At 73.1% G+C, this 20,772-nt stretch carries 17 protein-coding genes; 11 read left to right on the plus strand and 6 right to left on the minus strand.

Annotated features, from left to right (window positions below; genetic code table 11):
• Window positions 1-20: 20 nt before the first annotated feature.
• Entirely contained in the window at window positions 21-446 is a 426-nt protein-coding gene (locus tag ACIGFK_RS26490) for an OsmC family protein (protein ID WP_376656940.1), read from the minus strand.
• 61 nt (window positions 447-507) lie between these two features.
• On the minus strand, window positions 508-1,608 hold the full coding sequence (gene zapE / locus ACIGFK_RS26495; RefSeq protein WP_376656939.1) for a cell division protein ZapE: 1,101 nt from the start codon (window positions 1,606-1,608) through the stop codon (window positions 508-510).
• 36 nt (window positions 1,609-1,644) lie between these two features.
• Here zapE and ACIGFK_RS26500 point away from each other — a divergent pair, with 36 nt between their 5' ends.
• The 6 genes from ACIGFK_RS26500 to ACIGFK_RS26525 all read left to right on the plus strand — a co-directional run bounded on the left by ACIGFK_RS26500 (window position 1,645) and on the right by ACIGFK_RS26525 (window position 10,923).
• Complete coding sequence (locus ACIGFK_RS26500; protein ID WP_376656938.1) at window positions 1,645-2,427, plus strand: pyrimidine reductase family protein; 783 nt, start codon at window positions 1,645-1,647, stop codon at window positions 2,425-2,427.
• Between the two features lie 148 nt (window positions 2,428-2,575).
• Window positions 2,576-3,043 (plus strand): indole-3-glycerol phosphate synthase, encoded by a 468-nt coding sequence (locus ACIGFK_RS26505; protein ID WP_376656937.1) that lies wholly within the window; start codon window positions 2,576-2,578, stop codon window positions 3,041-3,043.
• A gap of 88 nt (window positions 3,044-3,131) precedes the next feature.
• Complete coding sequence (gene murC / locus ACIGFK_RS26510) at window positions 3,132-4,526, plus strand: UDP-N-acetylmuramate--L-alanine ligase (RefSeq protein ID WP_400053826.1); 1,395 nt, start codon at window positions 3,132-3,134, stop codon at window positions 4,524-4,526.
• A 15-nt stretch (window positions 4,527-4,541) separates the two neighbouring features.
• Window positions 4,542-4,949, plus strand: a complete 408-nt coding sequence (gene msrB / locus ACIGFK_RS26515; protein WP_376656935.1) for a peptide-methionine (R)-S-oxide reductase MsrB — start codon at window positions 4,542-4,544, stop codon at window positions 4,947-4,949.
• A gap of 119 nt (window positions 4,950-5,068) precedes the next feature.
• Window positions 5,069-9,565, plus strand: a complete 4,497-nt coding sequence (locus tag ACIGFK_RS26520) for an Hsp70 family protein (RefSeq protein ID WP_400053828.1) — start codon at window positions 5,069-5,071, stop codon at window positions 9,563-9,565.
• 5 nt (window positions 9,566-9,570) lie between these two features.
• Window positions 9,571-10,923, plus strand: coding sequence for a serine/threonine-protein kinase (locus ACIGFK_RS26525; protein ID WP_376656933.1), 1,353 nt, complete (start codon window positions 9,571-9,573; stop codon window positions 10,921-10,923).
• A gap of 21 nt (window positions 10,924-10,944) precedes the next feature.
• On the opposite strand, the gene ACIGFK_RS26530 is transcribed toward ACIGFK_RS26525, so the two are convergent.
• From ACIGFK_RS26530 to ACIGFK_RS26545, 4 genes are all read right to left on the minus strand, one after another.
• On the minus strand, window positions 10,945-12,234 hold the full coding sequence (locus ACIGFK_RS26530) for an MFS transporter (protein WP_400053829.1): 1,290 nt from the start codon (window positions 12,232-12,234) through the stop codon (window positions 10,945-10,947).
• 3 nt (window positions 12,235-12,237) lie between these two features.
• On the minus strand, window positions 12,238-12,762 hold the full coding sequence (locus tag ACIGFK_RS26535; RefSeq protein WP_400053831.1) for a DUF5825 family protein: 525 nt from the start codon (window positions 12,760-12,762) through the stop codon (window positions 12,238-12,240).
• Complete coding sequence (locus ACIGFK_RS26540; protein ID WP_400053833.1) at window positions 12,759-14,636, minus strand: RiPP maturation radical SAM C-methyltransferase; 1,878 nt, start codon at window positions 14,634-14,636, stop codon at window positions 12,759-12,761. The genes ACIGFK_RS26535 and ACIGFK_RS26540 overlap by 4 nt, the downstream gene beginning before the upstream one ends.
• A 100-nt stretch (window positions 14,637-14,736) precedes the next feature.
• Entirely contained in the window at window positions 14,737-14,859 is a 123-nt protein-coding gene (locus tag ACIGFK_RS26545) for a hypothetical protein (RefSeq protein ID WP_400053834.1), read from the minus strand.
• Between the two features lie 126 nt (window positions 14,860-14,985).
• Here ACIGFK_RS26545 and ACIGFK_RS26550 point away from each other — a divergent pair, with 126 nt between their 5' ends.
• From ACIGFK_RS26550 to ACIGFK_RS26570, 5 genes are all read left to right on the plus strand, one after another.
• The gene (locus tag ACIGFK_RS26550) at window positions 14,986-16,443 is read left to right on the plus strand and encodes a TerD family protein (protein WP_400053836.1); all 1,458 of its coding nucleotides are present in this window, start codon (window positions 14,986-14,988) and stop codon (window positions 16,441-16,443) included.
• Window positions 16,444-16,783: 340 nt separating this feature from the next.
• Window positions 16,784-19,144 (plus strand): nitrate- and nitrite sensing domain-containing protein, encoded by a 2,361-nt coding sequence (locus ACIGFK_RS26555; RefSeq protein ID WP_386466486.1) that lies wholly within the window; start codon window positions 16,784-16,786, stop codon window positions 19,142-19,144.
• The gene (locus ACIGFK_RS26560; protein WP_376659385.1) at window positions 19,141-19,560 is read left to right on the plus strand and encodes a roadblock/LC7 domain-containing protein; all 420 of its coding nucleotides are present in this window, start codon (window positions 19,141-19,143) and stop codon (window positions 19,558-19,560) included. The genes ACIGFK_RS26555 and ACIGFK_RS26560 overlap by 4 nt, the downstream gene beginning before the upstream one ends.
• Entirely contained in the window at window positions 19,560-19,928 is a 369-nt protein-coding gene (locus ACIGFK_RS26565) for a DUF742 domain-containing protein (RefSeq protein ID WP_386466488.1), read from the plus strand. The genes ACIGFK_RS26560 and ACIGFK_RS26565 overlap by 1 nt, the downstream gene beginning before the upstream one ends.
• Window positions 19,915-20,508: a GTP-binding protein gene (locus ACIGFK_RS26570; protein ID WP_400053838.1), complete on the plus strand. Its 594-nt coding sequence runs from the start codon at window positions 19,915-19,917 to the stop codon at window positions 20,506-20,508. The genes ACIGFK_RS26565 and ACIGFK_RS26570 overlap by 14 nt, the downstream gene beginning before the upstream one ends.
• Window positions 20,509-20,772: the final 264 nt, after the last annotated feature.

The raw sequence follows: 20,772 nt of genomic DNA on the forward strand, positions 1-20,772 counted from the left end.
GCGAGGTGCCGTGAAGGGCGTCAGGCGAGCTTGGCGCTCAGGGTGATCGTCGTACCCGTCAGGGCCTGGCTGACCGGGCAGTTCTTCTTGGCGTCCTCGGCCGCGGCGACGAAGGCGTCGTTGTCGATGCCCGGGACCTCGCCCTCCACCGTGAGGTGGATGCCCGTGATGCCCTCGCCCGGCTGGAAGGTGACGTCGGCCTTGGTCTCCAGCTTGGTGGGCGGGGTGCCCTTGCCCGCGAGGCCGTGGGACAGCGCCATCGAGAAGCAACTGGAGTGGGCTGCGGCGATCAGCTCCTCCGGGCTGGTCTTGCCGTTCGCGGCCTCGGCACGGGAGGGCCAGGAGACGTCGAACGAGCCCTGTCCGGAGGAGTCGAGGGTGACCTGACCCTTGCCCTCCAGCAGGTTCCCTTCCCAGACGGTGTGCGCGTGGCGTGTGGTGGCCATGGTGGATCCCTTCGCAGAAGTGGGAACGGCCGGGGCCCCGAGGGACCCGGCGGTCCCCAACCTACTGGGACACCAGGGGCTTTGCGTCGCGTGCCAGCGCGGTGAGCCGCGAGATGGCACGGAAGTACTTCTTGCGGTAGCCGCCGTTCAGCATCTCGTCGCTGAACAGCCGGTCGAAGGCGACACCCGAGGCGAGCACGGGTATCTCGCGGTCGTACAGCCGGTCGGCCAGGACCACGAGCCGCAGGGCCGTCGACTGGTCCGGCACCGCGCCCACGTCGGTGAGGCAGACCGCCGTGATCCCGTCGGTCAGCGCGCCGTAGCGGCTCGGGTGGACCTTCGCGAGGTGGTCCAGCAGGTGCGGGAAGTCGTCGAGGCTCGCGCCCGGGGTCGCGTACGCGGCCTTGGCGACCTGCTCGTCGGAGAACGGCGCCGGGGCCTCCGGCAGGCCGCGGTGGCGGTAGTCCTGGCCGTCGATGCGCAGCGGCCGGAAGTGCGCCGACAGGCCCTGGATCTCCCGCAGGAAGTCGACGGCGGCGAAGCGGCCCTCGCCGAGCTTGCCGGGCAGCGTGTTGGAGGTCGCGGCCAGCGCCACGCCCTGCTCGACGAGGCGGCTGAGCAGCGAGGACACCAGGACGGTGTCGCCCGGGTCGTCCAGCTCGAATTCGTCGATGCACAGCAGCCGGTGCCCGCCCAGGGTCTGCACGGTCTGCTGGAAGCCGAGTGCGCCGACCAGGTTCGTCAGCTCCACGAAGGTGCCGAAGGCCTTGAGCGCGGGCTCGGCCGGGGTGGCGTGCCACAGCGAGGCCAGCAGGTGCGTCTTGCCGACGCCGTAGCCGCCGTCGAGGTAGACCCCGCGCGGGGCGGTGGGAGCGGCCGGCTTCTTCGAGAACCAGCGCTTCTTCGCCGCACCGCTCGCGTGCGCCCCGCCGAGCCCCGCGGCGAAGCCGCTGAGCACGGTGACGGCCTCGGCCTGGCTCGGCTGGGTCGGATCCGGGTCGTACGTGTCGAAGCGCACCGCGTCGAAACGCGGCGGCGGGACCATCTCGGCCACCAGCCGTTCGGCGGGGACGTGCGGTTCGCGGGCGCACAGTGCCTGCGGACCCGCGTCGGCTATCGGGGGCCGGGAGGCGGAACCGGGGGCGGAGAGAGATGTCGGCACAGCCCTTAACTCTACGGGGCGTGTCAGACTGCACCGATGCGACGCCTGTTCCCTGTGACCGATCAGACATCCGCCTCCCCGGAGGACCTGGCCGACCGGGAGTGGTCCCTGGACGAGCTCGCGGAGGCCTACGCCTACCCGGCGCTCGGCCCCGCCGACCACTGGCTGCGGGCGAACATGGTCTCCACCCTGGACGGGGCCGGCCAGCACGACGGCCGCTCGCAGCCCATCTCCGGCGAGACCGACATGCGGATCTTCGGCACCCTGCGGGCCCTGGCCGATGTGGTGGTCGTCGGAGCGGAAACGGTTCGCCAGGAGGGCTACCGCCCGGCCCGGGCCCGGGAGGCCTTCGCGGCCCGCCGCGCGGCCGCCGGCCAGGGCCCCGCCCCCGTCATCGCGGTGGTCACCGCGAGCCTGGCCCTGGACTTCACGCTGCCCCTCTTCACCTCCCCCCTGGTGCGCACCCTGGTGCTCACCGGCGCCGCCGCGCCCGCCGAGCGCGTGGCCGAGGCCGTCGGGGCAGGGGCCGAGGTCGTGGTGGCGGGCGAGGGCGCGGGCGTGGACCCGGCCCGCGTCGTGCAGGAGCTCGCCGCGCGGGGCCTGCGCCGCCAGCTCACCGAGGGCGGGCCCCGGCTGCTGGGCCAGTTCGTGGCGGCCGACGCCCTCGACGAGCTGTGCCTGACGATCTCACCGATGCTCACTGCGGGTGACGCTCAGCGGATCGCCGGAGGACCTTCCGTCACGGTTCCGCACCGGCTCGCGCCCGCCTGCGTACTGGAAGAGGCCGGGTTCCTGTTCACGCGTTACCGTCGGATCTGAAAAAGGCGGAATTTATCGTTCCGCTTAGCTTCCGCCGGGCAGATACGTGGGCACGTATATCTGCGTATGGCCCCGCGCGGGAGCGGGGCAGGATGGTTTCCGCAGGGGGCCGGCCGGCCGGCCTCGGCCCATGAAGGAGAGGGCGTCCGTGTTCACGAGCGTATTGATGATCGAGCAGCCCCTGACCACGGTGGACGTGGACTTCGTCACCACCCTGCACGGAGACGACTCGGTCTCCTTCGTCGTCCTCATGCAACCCCGCGGCGACCAGGACCGACTGCTGCGCGCCATCGACGACGTAGCGCTCGGTGAGCTCCCCGAGGCCATTCACGAGGGCGACGAACCCGAGGGCGACGCGGCACGCGGCCCCGCCGAACAGGCACTCGAGTACTCGATGGAGGCCCTGAGAAAGAAGGGCGCCAACGTCATCGGGCAGATCATCGAGCGCCACCCGCTCGACAAACTGAAGTCGGTGGTGGAGGAGACCGGCGCCGACGAGGTGATCGTCCTGACCGCCCCGCACTTCGTGGAGGAGTTCTTCCACCGGGACTGGGCCTCCCGGGCCCGTCACAAGGTGGGCGTTCCGGTGCTCAAGCTCTTCGCCCACAACGAATAGGCTTGGGTCCGCGGGCCCGGCCCGAAGCGCCCCACCGCCACAGCACGACACAGCACAGCACTCAGCAATCGATCCTGGAGCGACCTGAATGAAGCCCGGCCTGCCGACCGCCATGGAACGGCCCCACTTCATCGGCATCGGCGGCGCCGGCATGTCCGGCATCGCGAAGATCCTCGCCCAGCGCGGCGCCAAGGTGGCCGGCAGCGACGCCCGTGACTCCGAGACCGCCCAGGCGCTGCGCGCCCACGGCGCGACGGTCCACATCGGGCACGCCGCCGGCCACCTCGCCGGGGACGCCACCTGCGTGGTCGTCTCCAGCGCCATCCGCGCCGACAACCCGGAGCTGGCCCGCGCCGCCGAGCTCGGCATCCCCGTCGTGCACCGCTCCGACGCCCTCGCCGCGCTGATGGACGGGCTGCGGCCCATCGCGGTCGCCGGTACGCACGGCAAGACCACCACCACCTCGATGCTGGCGGTGTCCCTCTCGGCGCTCGGCCTGGACCCCTCGTACGCCATCGGCGGCGACCTGGACGCCCCCGGCTCCAACGCCCACCACGGCGAGGGCGACATCTTCGTCGCCGAGGCGGACGAGAGCGACCGCAGCTTCCACAAGTACACCCCGCAGGTCGCCATCATTCTCAACGCGGAGCTCGACCACCACGCGAACTACGCGTCGATGGACGAGATCTACGAGTCGTTCGAGACCTTCGTCGGCAAGGTCGTGCCCGGCGGCACCCTCGTCGTCGCCCACGGCCAGGAGGGCGCCGCCGAGATCGCCCGCCGCGTCGCCGGCCGCGAGGGGCTCACCGTCGTCACGTACGGCGAGGAGCCCGGGGCCGACGTACGCATCACCAAGATCGCCCCGCGCGGTCTGACCAGCGAGGTCACCGTCGTCATCGACGGCCGGATGCTCACCTTCACCGTCTCCGTGCCCGGCCGCCACTACGCGCACAACGCCGTCGCGGCCCTCGCCGCCGGCGTCGCCCTCGGCATCCCGGCGCACAACCTGGCCTCCGCGCTCGGCAAGTACACCGGTGTCAAGCGCCGCCTCCAGCTCAAGGGCGAGGCGGCCGGCGTGCAGGTCATCGACTCGTACGCACACCACCCGACGGAGATGACCGCCGACCTGGAGGCGATCCGCGGCGCCGCCGGGGACTCCCGGATCCTGGTCGTCTTCCAGCCCCACCTCTTCTCCCGCACCCAGGAGCTGGGCAAGGAGATGGGCCAGTCCCTCTCCCTCGCCGACGCCTCCGTCGTCCTGGACATCTACCCGGCCCGCGAGGACCCGATCCCGGGCGTGACCAGCGAGATCATCATCGCCGCCGCCCGCGCCGCCGGGGCCGACGTCACCGCCGAGCACTTCAAGGAGGCCGTCGCCGACGTGATCGCGGGAATGGCCAAGCCCGGCGATCTCGTTCTCACGATGGGCGCGGGCGACGTCACGGATCTGGGACCGCAGATCCTCGCCCGGCTGTCGAGCTGAGGGAGCGGGAACGTCATGTCGTACGAGGTCCAGAAGACGGACGAGCAGTGGCAGGCCGAGCTGACCCCGTCCGAGTACCAGGTGCTCCGCCTCGCGGGCACCGAGCCGGCCTTCCGCGGTGAGTACACGGACACCAAGACGGAGGGCGTGTACTCCTGTCGCGGCTGCGGCGCCGAACTGTTCCGCTCCTCGGAGAAGTTCGAGTCGCACTGCGGCTGGCCGTCGTTCTTCGACCCGAAGGACAGCGAGGCCGTCGAGCTGCTCGCCGACACCTCCCACGGCATGGTCCGCACCGAGGTCCGCTGCGCGAAGTGCGGCTCCCACCTGGGCCACGTCTTCGAGGGCGAGGGCTACCCGACCCCCACGGACCAGCGCTACTGCATCAACAGCATCTCGCTGCGGCTGACCCCCGCGGAGGGCTGAGCGGCCGGGACCGCGGGGCGATCGCAGCACAGTCCCGCAGTCCCATCTCCCTTTGTCCCCCGGGTCGTTAGCATGTGAGATCAGGGCCCGGCCTTGTGATCGCAGGGGGATGAGGACAGGTGTGGCTCAACAGGTCTTCGGACGGCGTACCCCGCAGCCTGCGCAAGGCGCTGAAGGCGGTGGAGCAGAGCTTCCGGCCCGCACTGCTGACCGGAAGAGACCTGGACCAGGCCGCCGAGGCCTTCGGTCGGGCGCTCGTGGAGGCGCTCGGCCACGATCCGGCGCTGGCCGCCGACCTGCTGGAGCGGCCGGGCCGCCGACTGCCCCCCGAGGGCTATGCGGGGGCCCTGGTGCCGGCCCGCAGGGCGGCGCTGCACGAGGCCGCCGTCCACGGCGACCGCACCGTCCTCACGGTGGTCGCCGAGGCGGCGGGCCGCGCCGGGGACCACGCACTGGCGCGTGAGGCCGGGGGCCGGCTGGCGGTGCTGGCGGGTGAGCAGGACAACGCCGACACCCTCGTCTCCTGGCTGCGGCGCCGCCAGGACGCGGGCCTCCTCGACATCGGCACGACGACGGGGGCCCTGCGGGCGTACACGGCGAGGGCCGCCCTCGCCAAGGACGCCGCGCTGTGGAGCGCCTTCTTCGACCACCTCGCCGATCCCCTGGTGCCGGACCTGTACCCGGTGAAGCTCTTCCTCGGCCGCGGCGCCGATGCCGTTCGGCTCGCGGACAACCCCGTGCGCAAGCGCGAGGCCCTGGACTGCTGTGCGGCCTCGCAGCGCCTCGACGACGTCCTGGCCGCACTGGAACTGGCCCGGACCGAAGGCCTGTCCGAGCGTGCCCCGGACTTCCACCGGCGGGCCGGTGAACTCCTCCTCGCCGCAGGCCGGCCCGCCGAGGCGCTGGCGCACTGCGAGCAGGCCGGCCGGCGCGATCTGGTGAGCCGCTGCCACGAGGCACTCGGCGACCACCGGGCCGCGCTGGAGACCTGCCCCGCGGAGGACCCCGACCGGCTGGCCCTGCTGGCCGCCGCCTGTCGCCCGTACATCGACGACCAGGTGGAAGGCGGCGACCGGACGGCCGCCGTCGGGCTCGTCTCGGACATCCTCGGCCAACTGGAACGGGCCGCGGTCCCGACCGAGCGGATCGCCGCGGAGAAGGCCGAGCTGGAGGTTCTACGCGCGGCCGTCGTCGCGGTCGAGGGGCGCCGGCTGGACGATCTGCTGCGGCAGGCCCCCGCCGCCGACCGCCCGGCCGTGCAGAGGGAGTGGAGCCGGTTCGAGGAGGCGGTCGGCCGACCGGAGCAGGCGGCCAAGCACGCCGAGGACGCCGGTGATCTCTACCGCGCGCACACCCTCTTCCGGAAGGCCGAGCGGTTCGGCGACGCCGACCGCGTCCTCCAGAGCGAGGACTCGGTCGAGGGGCGGGCGGCTCGCGCCGCGGCCCGGGAGGCCGGAGGGGACCTGCTCGGCGCGGCCCGCCTGCACGAGCAGGACGGACGGCACGAGGAGGCCGTGGCCCTCTACGGCCGGGCGGACGACGCCTGGGCGGCGGCCCGCTGCCTGATCCGCTGGAAGGGCGAGGAGGCGATCGAGGACCCGCGGCTGGCCCCGTTCCTGCGCCGCACGGGCGACATCGCCGAACTCGTCGAGCTGTGCCTCGACGCCATGGAGCGCAGGGGACGCGATTCGGCGGCCGTCGGGCTGCTGAGGACGCTGGTCGAGCAGGACGACACGGCCGTCCCCGAGCTGCAGCGGGAACGGGTGGGCCGGGCCCTGGAGGCGATCGGCGCGGTCGGCCGCAAGGCGTTCGAGGAGCGGGCCGCCGAATGGGCGCAGCGGGCCCGCGCCGAGACGGACGCCCGCTTCGCCGCCGTCTGGGGTCTCGACCTCGGGACCCACTCGTGCGTCGCCGCCGTGTACGACGCGCACCGCGGACAGCCGGTGATCTGCCCGGACGGGGTGGACTCCCAGTTCGCCTCCACCCTGACGGTGACCGAGGCGGGCGAGGAGATCGTCGGACTGAGCGGCGACCGGATCCTCGCCCCCTGGGTGGTCGGCCACATCAGCGCCTCCAAGCGCCGGATGGGCGACGGCATGTCGTACACCGTCCTCGACCGCTCCTACCGCCCGGAAGAGGTTGCCGCCCGGCTGATCGCGCACGCCCGGACGCTGGTGGAGAAGCACCTCGCCGGGCAGGTACGGGAACGGCTCGGCGAGCTGGCCCGCGAGGAGCTCGGGCAGGTCCGCGACGAGTGGCTGGAGTGGGCGGCCGAGCACCACGACCTCACCCTGCAAAGGGACCAGGTGATCCTCACCATCCCCGCGTACTTCCGCAACAACGCCAAGCACGCCACCCGGAGCGCCTGCAAGATCGCCGACGTGAAGGCCAGGCGCCTGATCCACGAGCCGACCGCGGCCTGCCTCGCGGCCGCCGCCCAGCGGCGGCTGAGCGGCGAGGTCACCGTCGTGGACCTCGGCGCGGGCACCCTCGACGTGAGCGCCATGGAAGTCGAGGGCAACCACTACCAGGTCCGCAGCATCCTCGGCGACAACGAGTACGGCGGGTACGACTTCGACCGCATCGTGGCCGACGAGCTCACGCGGCGGCTCGCCGCCCGCGGACTCGTCGTCCCGGCGACCGGCAGGGCGCGCCGGCGCCTCGAACTGGCCGCCGAGCACCTCAAGATCGCCCTCTCCTCCCAGCACGAGGCCGAATACGTCCTCAACGCCTACCTCGGGCAGCCGGAGGTGCGCCTGGAGCTGACCCGCGACGACCTCGCCGCCCTGCTCGCCGACTCGCTGAACACCCTGCGCGAGGTCTGCGAGCGGATGATGGAGGAGCGCGGTCTCCCGCCCGACCACCTCGTCCTGGTCGGCGGCCCGATGCTCTCGCCGCTGGTCAGCGGGACCGTGGAAGGGGTCTTCGAGGTCGGCCGCACCGTCCTGTCGGATGCCCGGACGGCCGTGGCCTGCGGTGCCGCACTGGAAGGGGCGGTGCTCTCCGGCCACCTGAAGGACGTCCAGCTGAAGGACGTGACCCCCTTCGACCTCGGGATCGCGGTCGCGGAGGCCGACGGCGCCACGGGCTTCTCCGTCCTCATCAAGCGGAACACGCCCATTCCGACCAAGGAGTCGAAGACCTACACCACGACCCAGGACCTCCAGACGGAGGTGGCGGTCAAGGTCTACATCGGCCGGATCGAGCCCCGTTCGCTGGTGGGGGTCCTGCGGCTCACGGGCATTCCGCCGGTCGCGCGCGGAGTACCGCAGATCGAAGTGACCTTCGGCTTCGACAAGAGCTGCGTCCTGACGGTCACGGCGCGCGACACGGTGACGGGGAACAGCAGCTCGGCCGAGTTCACCGACACGACCCTGCTCGCACCGGGCGAAATCGATTCGATGTCGCAGCGGCACACCGTCCAGCGCGAACTGGAGGAACTCAGGCGCGTCCTGCGCGCGCTGGTCGAGGAGGCGGCCGAACTCGGCGACTGCGAGCCGCTCTGCCACGAGTTCCGGGAGCGCCTGAGCGCCCACCGGCCGTCCCGCCGGGCCCTGGACCCGGCCACCCAGGGCATGCTCGCCGAGATGTACGGCCCGCAGTCGGCCGAGCTGGAAGCCGAACTCCTCTCCCTGCGAGCCCCGTTGAAGGATCTGACGGCCACCGCGCGGGACTACCTGACCCAGCGGGTGCTCGCCGAACGGGCAGCCGCGGGACGGCACCTCGCCCACCAGCTCGGGGTGCACCTCGCCGCCATGCGGCAGGGCATGGCCCGGCTGACGCGCTGGAACGGCGTGCTCGCGGCCCTCGCCGCGGTGGACAGCGACCCGCTGACGCGTTTCCGCGCCCTGCACGACGCGGGTGACCACGGCCGGGCGCTCCAGGCGCTGGAGGAACTGGCCGGCCCGCTCACCGACCCCGACGACCTCCGGCGGCGGCTGCACTGCCTCGCCGGCGCCGGAGACGTGGAGGGCTACCGGCGGACGCTCCTGGCAGACGCCGACCGGCTGCGCGTGGTCGTGCTCGACTCCGACGACCCGGGGCCCTTCCTGGCGTCCGCCAGGTCCGCCCTGGTGCGGGTGGCCGACGGCAGCGGCCGGGAGGGCAGCGGTGTCCTGATCTCGGACCGCCACGTCCTGACCAGCCGGCGGTGGACGGCGGCGCAGGACGCCGGGGGAACGACGGTGCGGCTGGCCGAAGGGGAGCGGACCGTACGCCGCGTCTTCCTCGCCGACTCCTCCGCCATCGACACGGCCGTGCTGCTCCTGGCCGAGCCGGTGCAGGCGGCGCCGCTGCGCCTGGGCTTCCCCCGGCTCGTCCACATCGGCGACCTCGTCTGGGCCCACGCCCCGGACGACGACACCCTGTCGTCCGGCATCGTCGAGAAGTTCGAGGTCTTCCCGGAGCAGCGGCTCCAGCTGTTCAAGACCGATCTGAACCTGACGCCCGATGCGGCCGGCGGCCCCCTGCTCAACGGACTCGGTGAGGTGGTCGGCACGCTCGTCCTGCGTGCGGAGACGGAGCCCGCCTTCGCCGTCACGGCCGACTCGCTGGCCGCGCTGCTCGCGAGCGCCGGATTCGGTCTGACGGGCGCGGCCGGCGGAGACGGCGGGTGAGCCCCATGGCCGGCGCCACGGAGGGCCGGCTGCTCGGCGGGCGCTACCGGCTGCGCGTGCTGCTGGGGGCGGGCGGGATGGGTGAGGTGTGGCGCGCCCACGACGAACTGCTCGACCGGGACGTCGCCCTCAAGCTGATCCACCCCTCCGCGGCGCAGGACGCGCACTTCCGGACCCGGTTCGAGCGCGAGGCCAGTTTCACCGCACGGCTGGCCGGGGACCCGCACATCGTCACGGTCTACGACTTCAGGAAGGACCCCTGCTACCACGTGGTCATGGAGCTGGTCGAGGGCAGCTCGCTGGACACCCTGGTCCGCGGCGGGTCACCGCCGCCGCTGACCGACGTACTCGGCTGGGCGCGCCAGATCTGCGCCGCGCTGCACTCCGCGCACGCGAAGAACATCGTCCACCGGGACCTCAAGCCGTCGAACGTGATCCTGACCCGGACCGGAACCGTCAAGGTCGTGGACTTCGGCATCGCCGCGATGCTGCCCGGTACCGCGCCGGGCCGCCGGGGCCTGACCAAGCTGACGGTGAGCGGCCACTTCCTCGGCAGCCCGCCCTACGCCTCCCCGGAACAGATCCAGGGCGCGGCGGTCGACCCCCGCACCGACCTCTACTCGCTCGGCTGCCTCCTGTACGAACTGGCCACCGGGGCACCGCCGTTCGGAACCGGAGAAGTCCACTCCGTCCTTGGCCGCCACCTCCACGACCCCGTGCCCCCGCCGACGCAGCTCCGCCCCGACCTGCCCGCCGGCCTGGAACGGCTCATCCTCGACCTGCTGGCCAAGGACCGCGAGGCCCGGCCGCCGGACGCCGCGGCCGTCGGCGAACGGCTCCGGCAGCTGGAGGCCCCCCGCGGCCGTACCCCCACGCTGACCGACCCGCTCGCCGAGGCGGACGCCCCACGGCCGCCGGACGTCGGGACGTCCCCGGCCACCGCGCTGCACCTCGCGCGGGTCTTCGACCACCGCGGGCCCGACGGAGCCCCCGTCATCGCGCCCGACCGCGCGCACGTGACCTCCGCCGAGGAATGCGCCGCCCTGCTCACGGCCCTCAGGCAGGCCCCCGTCGCCCTGCACGGACTGGTCCCGGAACCGGACCGCCTCGATCCCGCCCGGAGCAGGGTGGTGCCCGCCGGCTTCCGTACCGACGGCCTCTGGGTCTGGTCCGACCAGATCGCCTACTACCTCGAGCGCTACCGGTGCGCCCCGGACCCCGCCCTGCGCCACCACCTCGCGCAGCGCGCAGAGCAGCGGCCGGAGGTCCCGGCGCGGCTCCTGAGCGCCGCCGGGAAGCTCGTACGGGGCGAGCCCCGGGGATCGCTGACCGGCCGGCCGGCCACCGGCGCCGGGTAGGGCCTGCCCGGACGGAGCAGGTCACGGGGCGGGCGGTCGTACGGACGTGCCGGCGCGGTGCGGCAGCCAGAAGCAGGCCGCGGCCAGGAGGGCCGTCGCCGCGGCGCCCGTCAGCACGGGGACGTTCCCCAGCCGGCCCGCCAGCGCGCCCGCGGACAGGGCGCCGACCGGGACGGTGGTCAGGAGCGCCGCCTGGGCGAAGCCGGCCACGCGGCCCTGGAGGTGCTGCGGGGCGATCAGCTGCTGGGTGGTCGTCATGGAGATGGCCCAGACCGTCGCCGTGACGCCGAAGAGCAGCTGGTAGGCGAGCAGCGCCGGGAAGGCGGGACCCAGCGACGCCGCCGGGACGAGGAAGATCGCGAGGGCCGCCACCACCGCGCACACCCGTGTCGCCCGGTACAGCTCCACGGACGTCCCGAACCGGCCCGCGAGCAGGACCCCGGCGACGGTGGCCACGCTGAACGCGGCGTAGACGAGCCCCAACTGCCATGCCGGGAGGGAGAGCTCCCGGCTCGCGTACACCACGAAGAGCGCGTCCGCGCCCCCGCTGCCGAGGTTGAACCCGGCGCCCGCGAGCACCTGCCGGCGCAGCACCGGTTCCGCCCGGACCACCGCGAACCCCTCACGGAGCGCGGCGAGCCGGGGCCGCCGGTCCCCGGTGGGCACGGCCGGCCGGTTCAGCGACGCGGGCAGGGCGAACAGCAGCACGGCCTCGACGGCGTAGGCGGCACTGCCCGCCAGCAGGGCGGGGGACGCCCCGGCCAGACCCACGAGGACGCCGCCCAGGGCGGGGCCGCCGATCTGGCCCGCCGTACGGGCGCCGGTCAGGGCCGAGTTGCCCGTCAGCAGCTGCTCCGGCCGGACCACCCGGGGCAGCGCCGCCTGCAGCGCCACCGAGAGGGTCCAGGTCAGCGCACCCGACACGGCGGCCACCGCGTACAGGTGCGGCAGCCGGAGGCTCCCGAGCGCACCGGCGAGCGGGACCGAACCGACGACCACCACCTGCAGCGAGGTGAGGGTGACGGCCAGGGTGCGCAGCCGCGCCCGGTCGGCGAGCACACCGGCCAGCGGGCTGAGCACGGCGCCGGGGAGGTAGGTCAGGGCCAGCAGCGCCGACGCCCCCAACGGGCCCGCGTCCAGCCGCGTCACGGCCAGCAGCGCCAGTGCCAGCGCCGTGATCTGCCGCCCGACGGAACTGGCCGCCTGCTCGCCGCAGAGCAGCAGGAACGGGCGGTGCCGGCGCAGCGCACCCCACGGCGTGCCGCGGCCGTCGGCGGCCGTCGGCGGGGGTCGGGTCGGCGACGAGGTCACGGCTCAGACGCTCGTGCAGGGGACGGGCCAGCGGCGCAGCCGCGGCGGCAGTGCCACCGCCCACCCCTGCGTGACGAGGACGAGCCGTTCGTCCGCGAGCAGGGACACGGCCGCGCGGTGCGCGGCGTCGAGGGCGTCCAGGGCCGTGGGCTCCTGCACGGCGAGGAAGGCGGCGAGCAGGGCGGGCCGCTCGAGCGTGAACCGGGCCGAGGCCGCCGGGTCCCTGCGGTCCATGACCGTCACGAAATCCGGCCCGCGGCGGTGGTAGAGCAACCCGTACGCGTACCGGGACCGCCATGCGGCCGGCTCGCCGGAGCTGCCGGACCCGCCCCACGAGACCGGTGGCGGGAGGTGGTGCAGCAGCCCGGTGTCGAAGGGCAGGGCGTCGCGGTCCGGGACCCACCGCACCGCGACCGCCCGGCTCTGGCAGTCGCGCAGGAAGCGCACGGCCTCCGCCGCGCCGCGTCCGCCCGCGCCCAGCGGCAGCGGCTCGTCCACCACTATCTGTCCGACCTGTCCGCCGGTCACCGGGCCACCGCCTCGGTGTCGGCCCCGGCGTCGCCGGTGACGGTGCCGACCGGAGCGTTCCGCATGGGCAGCGACACGTACGACCGCCCGTCGGAGAACAGCAGCCCCAGGGACACGCACGCGCCGAGCCACTCCGTGAGCCGCCCGGCCGCGACCGCATGCCCTTCCTCGGTGAGGAGCCGGTGCAGGGCGGGCCCGGAGCGGCCGTGCCCCAGGTGCCGGAACGCGGCGGCCTCCCATCCGTCCAGCCGGTGCGTCCGGGCCGGCCAGCCGCGCCGCCGGTCGTGGACCAGCAGCGAGCCGTCCGCGCCGGATTCCATCAGCAGTGTCGAACCGGCGTGCCCGGCACGCCAGTCGGCGACGGCACGGGCCAGCCGCTCCTCGGTCCGCCCGCCGATCCCGCGGGGCGGGGTGTCGAAGAGGTAGACGAGATCGGTCAGTTCCGCCTCGGGGAGGTCGTACACATGGCCGTACATGGCCGCGGGCGTCCGCTCGGCGAACCCGAGGGCCGGATCGGCGAAGTGCGGGCTGAACCGCTCCAGCTGGATGCGGAACGCACCGCCCGGCGGCTGCAGATGGACGAGCGCGGGGATCTGGTCGACGACCGGGTCGTAGTCCTCCGCGGTCTCGCCCGGGAACCCGTACAGGTAGTTCCACGTGCAGGTGAGCGACAGGTCGGCGCAGTCCCGGAGCGTGCGTACGTTGCGCGAGCCGGTGACGCCCTTGTCCATGAGGTCGAGGACACGGTTGTTGAGGCTCTCGATGCCCGGCTGGATGTGCACCGCGCCCGAGCGGGCCAGGAGCGCCAACTGGTCCGTGGTCAGGTTGGACTTGACCTCGTAGTGCATCAGCAGGTCCCAGCCGCTGTCGGCGGCGAGCGGCAGGAAGTCCGTGAAGTACGACATGTCGATGATGTTGTCGACGGTGACGACGTCGAGGATCCGGTGCCGCCGGACGAGCCGGTCGACCTCGGCCCACAACTGCTCGCCGGGCTTGGCGCGGAAGGCCATCGCCGAGCCGTTGAGGCCGCAGAACGTGCAGTGGTGCTTCTCGCCCCACCAGCAGCCGCGCGCACCTTCCACGACCAGCTTCGGACGGACGTACTCGGCCACCGGGGAGGCGTCCAGCTCCGCCTGCCAGATGTCGTAGTCGGGCGAGGCCATGTCCCGCGGCGCCACCACCCGGCGGGTCTCCTCGTTGGCCCGCGAGGTGCCGCCTTCCCACCAGCACAGGCCCGGTACGTCGGCCGGCGGGGTCCCGGCGTCCAGATGGGCCAGCAGGGCGGGGAACGCGTACTCCCCCTCGCCGCGCACCACGTGGTCGACGAAGGGATGGTTGCGGTGCAGGGCGTGGCCCATCGGCCCGTCGCAGTTGCTGCCGCCGAAGACCACGGTGAGGCCGGGGCGGCGGAGCTTGAGCTCGGCGGCGAGTGCGAGCGAAGCCACGTTCTGCATGAACGTGCTGGTGAACCCGACGACGTCCGGGTCCTGCGCGAGGATCTCGGAGGCGCTGAGGGAGACGAACTCCGCCGCGTGCACCCGCATGGCATGCGCCGTGTCCACCGGGATCCCGCGCTGCTCCGCGTACGCGTCGAGCCGTGCGGCGCCCCAGCCGGGGTCCCCGTAGAGCACGCCCGAGAAGACCCAGTCGCCGAGCCCGTCGAAGATGGAGTCGCTGCCCACCTCGGCATGGTCGGCCGGGCGCAGCAGCCCGTCCGTCCGCTCCAGCAGGAACTCCGCCCAGCGCAGCGAGCCGTGGTACTCGCGGACCACGTCGGAGGGCCGCGTGCGGGTCAACAGGGCGTGCAGCAGGCCGATCTGGAGGGAGGGCAGGTCGAGCGGCTGCCAGGGCATGGTCACCAGGTGAATGCGCATGCGGTCCTCCCCGCCCGGCGGACCGGCCGGGCGGCAGCCCGGCACGGGGAACCGGTGCCCGGCATCCGCAGAGCAGTGCCGGGCGCCGGCTCGCACCCGGTCAGGTCGCAGGCCGCTTGTCGATGGTGAGCCGGTCGCGCTTCCTGCCCTCGTCGCGGACGGCCACCTTCTTGATCTCCGGCTCGGTCCGGGTGTCGTCCTCTGGCGTGCGGTCGCTCTCCACGGTTCCTCCCGTTCCTCAAGTCCCGTGACGCTAAAGCCTGTTACCCGTGGTACGCAAGCGATGATTTCGGCCGGATGCGGTGAACTCCGGGTACGGTCATCGGGAGATCGAATCAGGGGAGAGGGCATGATCAAGGGGGACAACGCCTTCGTGCCGACTGCGCCGCTTCGGATCGCGGTGCGGAGCGGGCTCGACGCGGTGGCGCTGCTGGTGACGGAGCAGGGCAGGGTCAGGGGGGACGGGGACATCGTGTTCCACGGTGCGCCGGTCCATCCGTCGGGCGCCGTACGGCTGCTCGGGGACGAGAACGGCACGGCGTGGCTGGAGGCCGCCCTGGCGGGGGTCGAGGAGGAGATCGTCCGCGTCCTCGTCGTCGGGTCGACGGAGCGCGGGGCGATGCGGGACGTGCACGGGCTGTCCGTGGAGGCGTTCGCGCCGGACGGTGCGTCGGTCGCACGGTACGAAGTGGCCGAAGCCGGCGGCGAGACGGCGATGGTGCTCGCGGAGCTGTACCGGCGGGCGGGCGGCTGGAAGTTCCGTGCGGTGGGCCAGGGGTACGTGAACGGCCTCGTGGGCCTGGTGACGGACCACGGCGTGGACGTGGCGGAAGCGGCCCCGGTTCCGGTTCCGGCCCCCGCTCCGGTTCCGGCTCCGGCCCCCGCTCCGGTTCCGGCTCCGGTTCCGGTTCCGGTTCCGGCTCAGGCTCCGGTCCCCTTCCAGGTCCCGGCCCCCGTCCAGGCTCCGCACCCGGCTCAGACTCCGGTTTCGTTCCAGGCCCCGCCCTCGGCTCCTGCCCCGGCCCCGTTCCGGGCCCCGGTCCCCGCGCAGGGCTCGTTCCGGGCCCCGGCGCCGCCCCCGGCGCCCGCCCCCGTCCCGGTGCCCGCGCCCGTGGCAGGGGCAGCGCCGGTTCCGCAGTGGGTGTTCGGGGCCGGCTTCGAGCCGTACGTCCAGAGCGGCCGGGACAACGACGTGATCACGGTGAACGGCCTGCCGCCCGGGCCGGTCATCGTCGAACTCGCCGTCCGCGGCGACGGGTACACGGGCCTGTGGCCCCTCACCCGGTTCAACAAGGAGGGCGACAGCCTCGTCAACAGCTGCGAGGACAACTTCCGGGGCCGGGTGCTCACCCTGGTCCCGGGGAACGGGCGGCTGCGGCTCCAGCTGAAGGCCGAAGGGCGCTGGCAGCTCCGGGTGCTGCCGCTGGCCGCGGCGACCCTGCTGACGGAGCAGGAGCTGGAGGGCGGCGGCCCCGACGTCCTGTTGCACACCGGCGGAACGGCGGACCTCCACCTGCACTACCGCGGCGACGACAACCTCATCGTCAACCTCTACGAGCTGGCGGACCACGACGACCCCACCGAACTCCCGACGGACGACAACGCCGTCAACGAGATCGGCAAGCGGCGGGAGACCGTGCCCCTGCCCGAGGGCCCGGTCATCGTTCAGCTGGAGATGGCGGACGGGCCGTGGCGGGCCCGGCTGAAGGACCTGCAGCCGCACAGCGGACCGTCGGACACCGGCGGCCTGGCGAAGGTGACCGATATCCGCAGGGGCCAGGGGCGCTCCTGGTGGGGCAGGTCCTGACCGGCTGACCCGCTGACGGGCCGGCCTGCTGAAGGACCGGTCGGCTGACAGACCGACAGTCGGCGGTTTTTGGGCTGATATTCCGGATCTGAGCAGCCCCGGTGACCAGATGGCGGTCTCCGGGGCCCGTCTTGGTGTCGGGGACGTCGCGGTTGGGTTCCGATCAGGTCTCCCGGCGGCGGTGATCCGCCGCCGATAGCACGCTTTGGCCTCGGAAGACACCTATCTGTTTCCTCGTGGTGGCTGGTTATGATCGGCACCCTCACATCCCGCCACAGTCGGAGTGGTTGATTCCGGTCCGGCTGTCAGGCTGCCCCTGCCGCCCCGTTCCCGAGGTCCGATGTCTGTCATAGAACCCGAAGGCGTACGCGGGCAGTCGACGGCCCGCCGACGCCGCAGGGTGCGCCTGCGCACCCTGCTCATCTGGCTGGCCGTGGTCCCGACCGTGGCGATGGGCACCCAAGTCGCGGTGACCGCGGGACGGTTGCTGTCGCAGGCGGAGCACCTGCGGGCCGACGTCGCGGCCGCCGAGCGGGTCGGCGCACCGCTGTACACGCTCATGGTCGACATGCAGGCCGAGCGGACGATGACCGCCTCCGTGTGGGCGGGCACCGCCGGGGCCGAGGACGAGCTGCGGATCCGGCGGGAGGCCACGGACCGGGGCGCGGCCGAGTTCCGCCGGGTGGCGTCCGGTACGAACGCCTCCTTCGACGAAGTGGAGCAGAAGCTCGACGGGCTGGCCGCGTTCCGCCAGCGCGCGGACGCCCGTACCGGCTCACCCGACGGCCCGCTCTCGTACTACACAGGGGTGATCGGCTCGGTCATCCAGGCGTACCAGCGCGAGTTCAGCCACGCGGACGACGCCGAGATCGTCAAGGAGAGCCGGCCCGTGGTGGCCATGCTCACCGCGACCGAGATGGTGGCGCGCGAGGACACGATCCTGTCCCTCGCCGGGCCGTCCAGGCAACTGGACTCCGCCGCGTTCGACCAGTTCGTCAACGCCATGGGAGCCCACCGGCACCTGTACGAGGCCTGGGTCGTGCCCTACCTCCCCGAGGTCGACAAGCGGTTCTACGACCGGATCACCGCCTCCTCGGACTGGAAGACGAAGATCCGCATCGAGAACGCGGTCGTCTCCGAGCACACGGACACCAACTCCGGCATCAAGCTGCCCGCCGAAACCGCCCTCTGGCGCTCCGCGCACGAGAACTTCTCCGTACAGATGGCCTCGCTCAACGTCGACCGCGCGAGGAAGGTGCTCACGCGCGGCGAGGCCAAGGCCGCGGAACTGGACACCGAGGTCGCCTGGCTCATCGGGGGGAGCTCCGGCGGGCTGCTGATCGTCGTGGTCGTCGTCGTGTTCACCACGCGATCGGTCCTGCGCCGCCTGCACGACCTGCACGAACGCACGGTGACCGTCGCCGAGGAGACCCTCCCGGACGTCGTCGCCCGGCTCCAGCGCGGCCAGTCCGTCGACAACGCCGTCCTGCCGACGGTGCGCGGCGACGGGGACGAGGTCGGCCGCATCAGCGACGCCTTCGCCCGCGCCGTCGCCGTGTCCGTCGACGGACACCGCAGGCTCGCCGACGAGCGTCACGGGTTCGGCCTGTTCGCCACGGGCATCGCCTCGCGCACCGGGAACCTGGTCAGCCGCCAGCTGAGCCTCACCGAGGACCTGCAGGACACCTTCGGCCACGACGAAGCCCTGCTCGCCCAGCTGATGCGCTCCGACCAGCTGACGGTCGGCATGCGGCGGCAGATCGAGAACCTCCTCATCCTGGCGGGCGGCGAGGTCCCCGACCCGCACACCGAGCCCATGCGCATCGCGGACGTGCTGCGCGAAGCCGCCGCGGAGGTCGAGGACTTCCGCCGCATCGAGCGGCAGGCCCTGGACGAGACCAGCGTGGAGCCCGGCGCCATCAGCCAGGTCAGCCACCTGCTCGCGGAGCTGCTCGACAACGCCACCCGCTTCTCCCCGCCGCGGTCCAAGGTGGTCATCCGCGCGGAACTCGTCACGGACGGCCTGTCGGTCGAGATCGAGGACCGCGGGCCGCGGGTGACCCCCGAGCGGTACGAGGAGATGAACGGCCGCCTGCACCAGGCCCCGCCGTACTCCGTCCTGGCGCAGAACGCGCACCGGCTCGGCCTCTTCGTGGTCGGTCACCTCGCCGACCAGCTCCAGGCGAACGTCACCCTGCGCCGCTCGGTGTACGGCGGCACCTCCGCCGTGGTGATCTTCCCCGCGGAACTGCTGGTGGCCGGCGCCGCGGCGGAACCACGGCGCGAGCCCGCGCCCAAGCCGGCACCCGCGCCCGAGCCCGTGCCCGCGCCCGCCCCCGCGGCCCCCGAGCCGGCCGCCGCCGCCCCGGCGCCCCGCCTGTCCGGCGAACGGCGGTCCGAGCCCGTCGTGCGCACGGCCGCCGGGCTGCCGAGCCGCACCACGAAGGTGCAGGCACCCGCGCCCGTACCTGCGCCCGCAGCCGCGCCTGCGCCCGCGCCGGTGACCGTGCCCGGGGCCCGGCCCGCCCTCCCCGAGCGCGTGCCGCAGACCCACATCGCAGAGCAGCTTCGCGAGCCCCGCGCCGCGGAAACCCCCGTCCGGCAGGACGCGGCGACACCCGAAGAGGTGGCCGACGCCTGGGCGGACTACGAACACGGGACCCAGACAGTGGAAGAAGAGCTCCGACGGGATCGGCCATGACTACCTCACCGAACACTGCGACATCCAACGACGCGATCTACAGCGTGCTGGACAACAACCTGAACAGGATCGCCGGCATCCAGGGAGCGGTGCTCCTGTCGAACGACGGCATCAAGCTCAGCGCCTACATGCTGGACGAGCCCCAGGCCGAGCGCATGGCGGCCGCCGCCTCCGGCGTCGCGGCCACGATGAAGGCGATATCCCGGGAGATCGACGGGGGCCGCGTCATCCGCCAACTGGTCGAGATGGACGACCGCTACCTCTGCATCGTGGGATGCGGCGACGGCAGCACGCTCATCGTCGTGACCAACCGCAAGGCGCGCCTCGGAGAGCTCGGCGGCGAGGCCGTGCGGACCGCGCAGGCGCTCGGCGAATGGCTGGGCACCCCCGAGCGCGGCCAGGTGCCGACCGCGTAATGCCGCAGGACGAGCCCCAGCCCGCGAGCCGCCGCCGGACGCGGCTGTACGCCCTCACCGACGGACGTACGGCCGCCGCGCACACCGTCCTCACCATGGACACGACGGTCACGGCGGCGGCGGCCGCGGCCGCCCAGGCCGGACTGCCCAGCGAATGGCAGGAGATCCTCGTCATGTGCGCGGCGCCGGCCGGTCTCGCAGTCGCGGAGATCGCGGCACGGATGCACATGCGCCTCACCCCGATGACGCTGCTCCTCGGCGAACTCGCCGACCGCGGGCTGATCCACCACCGGCCGCCCCTGGCGGCGACCGAGACCACCGACGTCGACCTGCTCATGAGAATCAGGGACAGCCTTGCCCGGATATGACATTCCCGCCCCCCGGGATTCCGCCCCCGTCAAGATCCTGATCGCCGGTGGTTTCGGAGTCGGCAAGACCACCTTGGTGGAGACGATCTCCGAGATCGAGCCGCTGCGCACGGAGGAACGGCTGACGGCCGCGGGCGTCGGAGTCGACGACCTCGACGGGATCGAGTCCAAAGCGGTCACCACCGTCGCCATGGACTTCGGCCGGATCACCCTCACCGACGCCGGAGTCGTCCTGTACCTCTTCGGCACACCCGGCCAGGAACGCTTCTGGTTCATGTGGGACGACCTGCTCGCCGGGGCGCTCGGGGCGATCGTGCTGGTCGACACCCGCCGCCTCGACCGCAGTTTCCCGGCCGTCGACTTCTTCGAGAGCCGCGGACTGCCGTTCGTGGTCGGCGCGAACTGCTTCCACGGCGAACAGCCGTACACCGCCGAGGAGATCGCGGCAGCCCTGCACATGCGTGACCCGAGCACCCCCGTCCTCATGCTGGACGCCCGCTCCCGCACGGACGTCCGCGCGGCCCTGCTCTCCCTCCTCGACGTACTCATCGCCAAGGCGGCAGCCGCGGCGACCGCGTAGGCGCCCGGGACCGGCCGGGCTCTACGGGCTGGGCAGCGGCACCACCGGACTGGCCCGGGCGGCCGCCGCGGCGGCCGCCCTCGCCGTCGCGCACGGCACCGACCGGCCGGTGGACCTCGCCCCGGCACCGGCCCCGAGGTGGAGCACCGGCTGCTGGAGCCGAAACGGGCCAACGTGGTCCCGTACACGGCGCGCGCCGAGCGCACCAACCCGTTCGTCGGCAGCGGCCAGAAGATCAAGGAGATGGTCTGGCAGCCCATCGGC

Source organism: Streptomyces sp. NPDC085524, assembly GCF_044541755.1.
Lineage (GTDB): Bacteria > Actinomycetota > Actinomycetes > Streptomycetales > Streptomycetaceae > Streptomyces.